Genomic DNA, 6024 nt, shown 5'->3' with positions numbered 1-6024 from the left:
TCCGCCTTGTTGAGGCCCACCAAGTCCGGCGCGTCGGACATCAATTGCAAAGTAACTGGATCAAACACTAGCGCTAACCCTTTTGACTTCAGCTTTTGCCATTTCCGCGAGGTCGTTAAGCCATTCGCGCAAGTCCTCGAGGTGAAGAGTTTCGGCCCGACGGCGATCAAGGTCTCCCTCGACCACATTGTCGTATCCCTTGAACAAGCGCTTTCTACCGGCCTCAGTCGAGTGGGTTGTCCCGACCGTGATACTTACGCGATAACTACGGGCTTCTTGCCAAATGATTTTTTCTATTGCCTCGTCGACATCGATGTCAGGAACTGTTTGTAGCAGTGATGCCACTTTGTCGGTCAGAAGGGGTTGCCTGTTTCCCCTCTCTATGTCGCGAAACTCGTCCCACACGGCCACGCCTTTTCCTTTGGAGTCTTTTTTTGTGGCAATGGTTTCTCTTGGATTTGTTGTGGCTTTGTCTTCGAAGATCACTACGGACTGAACTGCACCGCCATCGTGGTCGACAACGAGTTTGAGACCATCAAACCCCTTCGCTGCATGCTGCATATGAGGGGAATCGTAGATACCATTAGGGTCCTGCTTCATCGCCGCGATGTACGAGATAGTCTGGAACAGCCATCCATCACGATGCCAAGGATCGGTTCCCTCAACAGTCAGTAAATCAATCGCTCCTTCTACGCTGCTGACAGCCGAGGCTGGCAGTGGAACGGGTGCGTTTGCAAGGATTTTCTTTATGTGTCGTGAGTAGCCAAGAGCCACTCGGGCTACCTGCTCAGCAAGTAGCTGCTTATCCTCTATCGTCCAAGTCGCGCCACTGCACAGGTTGGCGTTGGTAAATGGAGTTATCGAAATGGTCATTTATTTTTCAATTGGTACTGCCTGCACTGGTAGAATTTAAATTCTGATCACACAACCAAAAAGCAATCAACTGTTGTAGAGCACGATCCGTTGAAAGGCTGAGCGCTAGTAGTATCGAGATGGGTTTGTGCACAGACTGTCAATTCGCTGACTTCATTATTGCAGCACTGCAGCTAATGTCTGCTTCTGCGAGCCGCACCGCAGCATAGTCGACGGCTGGGGAATGTCGGGAATGGGCCGGGAATTTGTCCGTTTCGTCAATTTGCGGAATTGGCGACATAAGAAGAGGGTTCGGTACCAACTCTTCGTTCAGTAAGAAACTCTGCAACAGATCCGTGCAGCAAGCATGTCCTTCCATGCGAAGTAAGACGCTTTCGGAGTTCGTTTCATTGAACTGAAATCTACATCAACCAGGCCAAAGCGTTTTTCATACCCCAAGGCCCATTCGTAATTGTCCAATAGGGACCAGACAAAGTACCCCTTAACCGGAACCCCTTCGCCCAAGGCGACCTGGACTGCCGACAAGTGTTGATCCAGATAGTCGATACGGTCATCGTCTTGTTGACGCTCGGGGCTGGCCATACCGTTTTCGGTCACGAAGATCGGCAGGTCGCCGGTGTATTCACGTGCTGCTCGGATCAGGAACCTGCTCAGCGCGGTGGGGTCGATTTCCCAACCCATTTGGGTCTTCGGCAGAGGGCCGGGAACCTCAGCGAGACTTGGCCACGCTGTTTCTGCGGGCGCGATAAGTTTACGGGTGTAGTAGTTCAGTCCGCACCAGTCTACGGGTGCTCCGATGCTATCGAAATCATCTTGCCAGCCCGACGGAAGGTGGGGCTCCAGCCCCTCCAGAACATTCTCGGGATAGGCCTTGTTGAACACGCCGCCCAGAAAGAACCGGTTGTATATTCCGTCATACAGAGCGGCGGCCTGTTGTGCCTCGGCGCTGTCATCGGCGGGTTCGGCCCATTCCAGATTGAATACGCCGCCCAGGTTAGACATGCCCAACCCACGCATCGTCTGAATGGCCTGACCATGGGCCAGCAGAACGTGATGCATAGCGCGCGCCGTGGCTCGAATATCGCGCAGCCCGGGAGCGTGGTGCCCTTCGAAATGGCTCAACCAACTGACACACCACGGTTCATTGATGGGGGCGACGCTGTACATGCGGTCGCCAATCCGTCCCATGATGACCTCAGTGAAATCGGAAAACCAACCGGCAATATCCCGGTTGCGCCAACCGCCCAAGTCGGCCAGGGGCGACGGCAGTTCCCAGTGATACAGTGTCGCGCACGGACGGATGCCACGCTCCAAAAGCGCGTCGGTCAGGCGATCATAAAAATCCAATCCCGCCTGATTAACAGGTCCGCGCCCCTCGGGCATCACACGCGCCCAGCTGGTTGAGAAGCGATAACAATCGAATCCCGCGTCGCGCACAAGATCAAGATCCTGTTCAAACCGGTTCAGGTGATCACAGGCCAGATCGCCGTTTTCTCCCCGCACTACATTTCCGGGTGTCGCTGCAAACGTATCCCAATGTGTCGAACCGGCGCCGCCTTGGGCATGGCCTTCGATCTGGTAAGCAGAGGTGGCGACTCCGAAATGGAAGTCATTGGGGAAATCGCTGCGCGTATGTTTCATTGTCAGATCCTGTTGGGTGCTGGGCCGGTTGATTTGCCAACAACCAGTTCCGCCTCAAGCAATCTGGTCTTGACCGGATCGTCAGGCGATTTGATCCTCTCAATCAACATCTCGGCGGCCAGCTCTCCTGCATGCCGTACTGAGGACCGCGTTGCTGTAAAGATGGGCACATCCTGTCCGTTTTTGAGATAAGAAAGGTCATCATCATGCGCGATGACCGAGACATCCCGGCCAATTCGCAGCCCTGCCTCGTCCAGCGCCCGCCTCACACCAATCGCCGAAATCATCGAGGATGCCAGAATGGCGGTTGGTGGATCGTCCAGTTGCAGCATATCGCGGGTTTCATGATGGCCGTAGACCTCGGTCATTTCGGCGCTGCGCATTAATTGTGGGTCCGGGATCAAGTCCGCCTGTTCCAGCGCTTGTAGGTATCCGGCACGACGGCGCTGTGCGAAATCCATATCCTCAAGCCCGTTAATCAGGGCAATCCGGCGGTGACCCAAGTCGATCAGGAACTGTGTTGCGCGCCGAAAGGAGCTTTTGTTGTTCACATCGATCCAGTCATACTCTGCATCTATCCCGGTCGAACGACCGTGTACGATAAATGGTACCGCCATCCGGTTTAGCAGATCGATGCGACGCTCGTTGACCTTGGGGCCTTGCAAAACGACGCCATCCACGGCTCCGCGCTGAAACAAGCTGCGATAGGCCCCTTCGATCGAAGTGTCTTCCGCGGTGGTGAACATCATGTCGTAGCCGTTCGCAGAGTATGTCCGCGCAGCGCCGGCGACAAAGTCGCCGAAGATCGGGTTCACCATCTCGTGCTGGGACGAACTGGGGATGACGTGCCCGATCACCATGGACTTGCCAGTCGCCAGACCTTTGGCGCGGCTGTTTGGCCGATAGCCATGCTTGTCTGCAGCGGCCTGCACGCGCACACGAGTCGCCTCGTTCACCTCTGGATAGCCGTTCAGCGCGCGACTGACCGTTGTCTGCGAAAGACCGAGAATCTCAGAGAGCTGCTTCAGGTTCATTGTGTTCAAAGCGCCTTCAAATGGATGCTCACTTGTTTTGTTGTGGTTTTTTGCTTCCGTCAACCCGTTTTGGCAATGAGGTCAAAATCGGCAATAATTGAGGGGTAGAAAACGATATGTTGACAGAATCTGATTGCCGGCAGATAAAGTGCAACATCCAAAGCGCTTTGAAAATCTTGCAATGCGCAGATATTACTGGGAGGAGATTTCATGAAACACGCGCTTTATGCAGGTGTGGCCACATTCGCCCTGATGGCGGGAACAGCTCAGGCTGATAAGGTTACCGTTTTCGGGCCATGGCTGGGCCCGGACCAGGAAAACGTCGAAGCGGTTCTGGATGGCTTTGCAGCCGCGACAGGCCACGACTACGCGTATGTTGGTTCAGATAGTTTCGAGCAGCAGATCAGGATTGATGCAGAGGCAGGCTCGGCGCCGAGTATAGCCGTTTTCCCGCAGCCTGGTCTGGCGGCGGATATGGCCAAGTCGGGTTTTCTGACACCGTTGGGCGATGGCACCGCTGATTGGGTTCGTGACAATTACGCAGCCGGACAATCTTGGGTAGATCTGGGCACTTTTCCGGGGCCCGAAGGGCAGGATCACCTTTATGGGCTTTTTTACAAGGTAGATGTGAAATCCCTTGTTTGGTACGTGCCTGAGAATTTCGAGGATGCCGGTTACGAAGTTCCGACCACGATGGAGGAACTGAAGGCTTTGACCGATCAGATCGTCGCAGACGGAGAGACGCCGTGGTGCATCGGTTTGGGTTCAGGTGGTGCGACCGGTTGGCCAGCGACCGATTGGGTCGAAGACATGATGCTGCGCACTCAATCGCCCGAGGACTATGACGCCTGGGTGTCCAATGAAATGAAGTTCAATGACCCGAAAGTGGTCGCTGCCATCGAAGAGTTCGGCGCGTTTGCACGCAATGATGACTATGTTGCGGGCGGGGCAGGTACGGTCGCAACGACCGATTTCCGTGACAGTCCAAAGGGCATGTTCAGTTCGCCACCACAATGTTACATGCACCGTCAGGCGTCGTTCATCCCGGCATTCTTTCCTGAAGGCACGGTTGTCGGTGAAGATGCTGATTTCTTCTACTTCCCCGCATATGAAAGCAAGGATCTGGGTAGCCCGGTTCTTGGCGCCGGCACGCTATGGGCGATAACCAATGACAGCCCGGCTGCACATGATCTGATCGCCTATCTGCAGACCCCCGAAGCACACGAGACATGGATGGCCCTGACCGGCTTCCTGACTCCGCATAAAGGTGTTGATACGTCGGTGTTCTCGGATCCGACACTCAAGAAGATGAACGACATTCTTCTGGGTGCGACAACGTTCCGGTTTGACGGCTCGGACCTGATGCCGGGCGGCGTAGGGGCCGGTACTTTTTGGACCGGTATGGTTGACTATGCTGGTGGAAAGCCCGCTCAGGAAGTTGCTGACGAGATCCAATCTTCCTGGGATGCGCTGGACTAAGCGCGTTAAAACCCGGGCGGTCTGCGCGACAGGCCGCCCGTTTTCCCCTTCGCAACGGAGAGCGTGATGCATCCGGCAATTCAGGGCCTGCTGACCATCGCCATAGGCGTGTCGGGTTGTGTGGGCTATTTCTTTCTGTCCAACCAGTTTCTGGACAAGGTTCTGTTCCCTGCGCGCGGGCCGAATGCCGGCCGCAACATCAACCGCGCGAATATGATCCGGCCTTGGCTGTTTTTGCTTCCGGCGCTTGTAGCGATTGGCTTGTATCTGGCCTATCCGGTAGTTGAAACGTTGCGCCTGTCGCTCACGGATCGCGTGGCCGGCGGTGGGTATAAGTGGGTTGGTCTCGATAACTACATCCAGATGGTGGCAGAACCGAAATTCTGGGAAGCCATGCGCAACAATATGTTCTGGCTGATCGTGGTCCCTGCAATGTCGACTGCATTTGGTCTGTTGGCAGCTCAGCTAACTGATCGGATCCGCTGGGGTAACATCGCAAAAGCCCTGATTTTCATGCCGATGGCAATCTCTTTCGTCGGGGCTTCGGTCATTTGGAAACTGATCTACGATGCGCGTCCGGCCGAGCAAGACCAGATCGGGATTCTGAATGCGCTTTATCTGTTCTTTGGCGGGGCCGAGCCGCAAACCTGGCTAACCATTCCGTTCTGGAACAATTTCTTCCTCATGGGGATCCTGATCTGGATTCAGACAGGCTTTGCCATGGTGATACTGTCTGCCGCTTTACGCGGCATCCCCGAAGAAACCGTCGAGGCGGCGGTTTTGGATGGGGCCAATCCCTTCCAGATATTCTTCAAAATCAAGGTGCCTCAAATCTGGAACACAATTCTGGTTGTTTGGACAACCATCACCATTCTCGTTCTGAAGGTCTTCGACATCGTTTTCGCGATGACCAATGGCCAATGGGAGACACAGGTTCTGGCCAACTACATGTACGACAAGATGTTCCGCGCCAATGATTGGGGCGTGGGTTCGGCAT

At 54.8% G+C, this 6024-nt stretch carries 5 protein-coding genes; 2 read left to right on the top strand and 3 right to left on the bottom strand.

Translation table 11 applies throughout. The features are described from left to right. Positions 1-60 precede the first annotated feature (60 nt). The 3 genes from AC2FND_RS19285 to AC2FND_RS19275 form a co-directional block, all read right to left on the bottom strand. Complete coding sequence (locus AC2FND_RS19285; protein WP_496771335.1) at positions 61-873, bottom strand: hypothetical protein; 813 nt, start codon at positions 871-873, stop codon at positions 61-63. A 309-nt stretch (positions 874-1182) separates the two neighbouring features. After that, positions 1183-2514: a GH1 family beta-glucosidase gene (locus tag AC2FND_RS19280; RefSeq protein WP_480871514.1), complete on the bottom strand. Its 1332-nt coding sequence runs from the start codon at positions 2512-2514 to the stop codon at positions 1183-1185. Between the two features lie 2 nt (positions 2515-2516). After that, positions 2517-3548, bottom strand: coding sequence for a LacI family DNA-binding transcriptional regulator (locus tag AC2FND_RS19275; RefSeq protein ID WP_480537488.1), 1032 nt, complete (start codon positions 3546-3548; stop codon positions 2517-2519). Between the two features lie 210 nt (positions 3549-3758). Between AC2FND_RS19275 and AC2FND_RS19270 the strand changes: the two genes are divergently transcribed. Beyond that, positions 3759-5027: an ABC transporter substrate-binding protein gene (locus AC2FND_RS19270; protein ID WP_480537489.1), complete on the top strand. Its 1269-nt coding sequence runs from the start codon at positions 3759-3761 to the stop codon at positions 5025-5027. A 66-nt stretch (positions 5028-5093) separates the two neighbouring features. Next, positions 5094-6024: carbohydrate ABC transporter permease (locus tag AC2FND_RS19265; RefSeq protein WP_496771334.1), on the top strand; the 931-nt coding region annotated here is incomplete at its 3' end.

Source organism: Ruegeria sp. BHSB056, from assembly GCF_059613305.1.
This window is presented reverse-complemented; position numbering and strand designations above follow the sequence as displayed.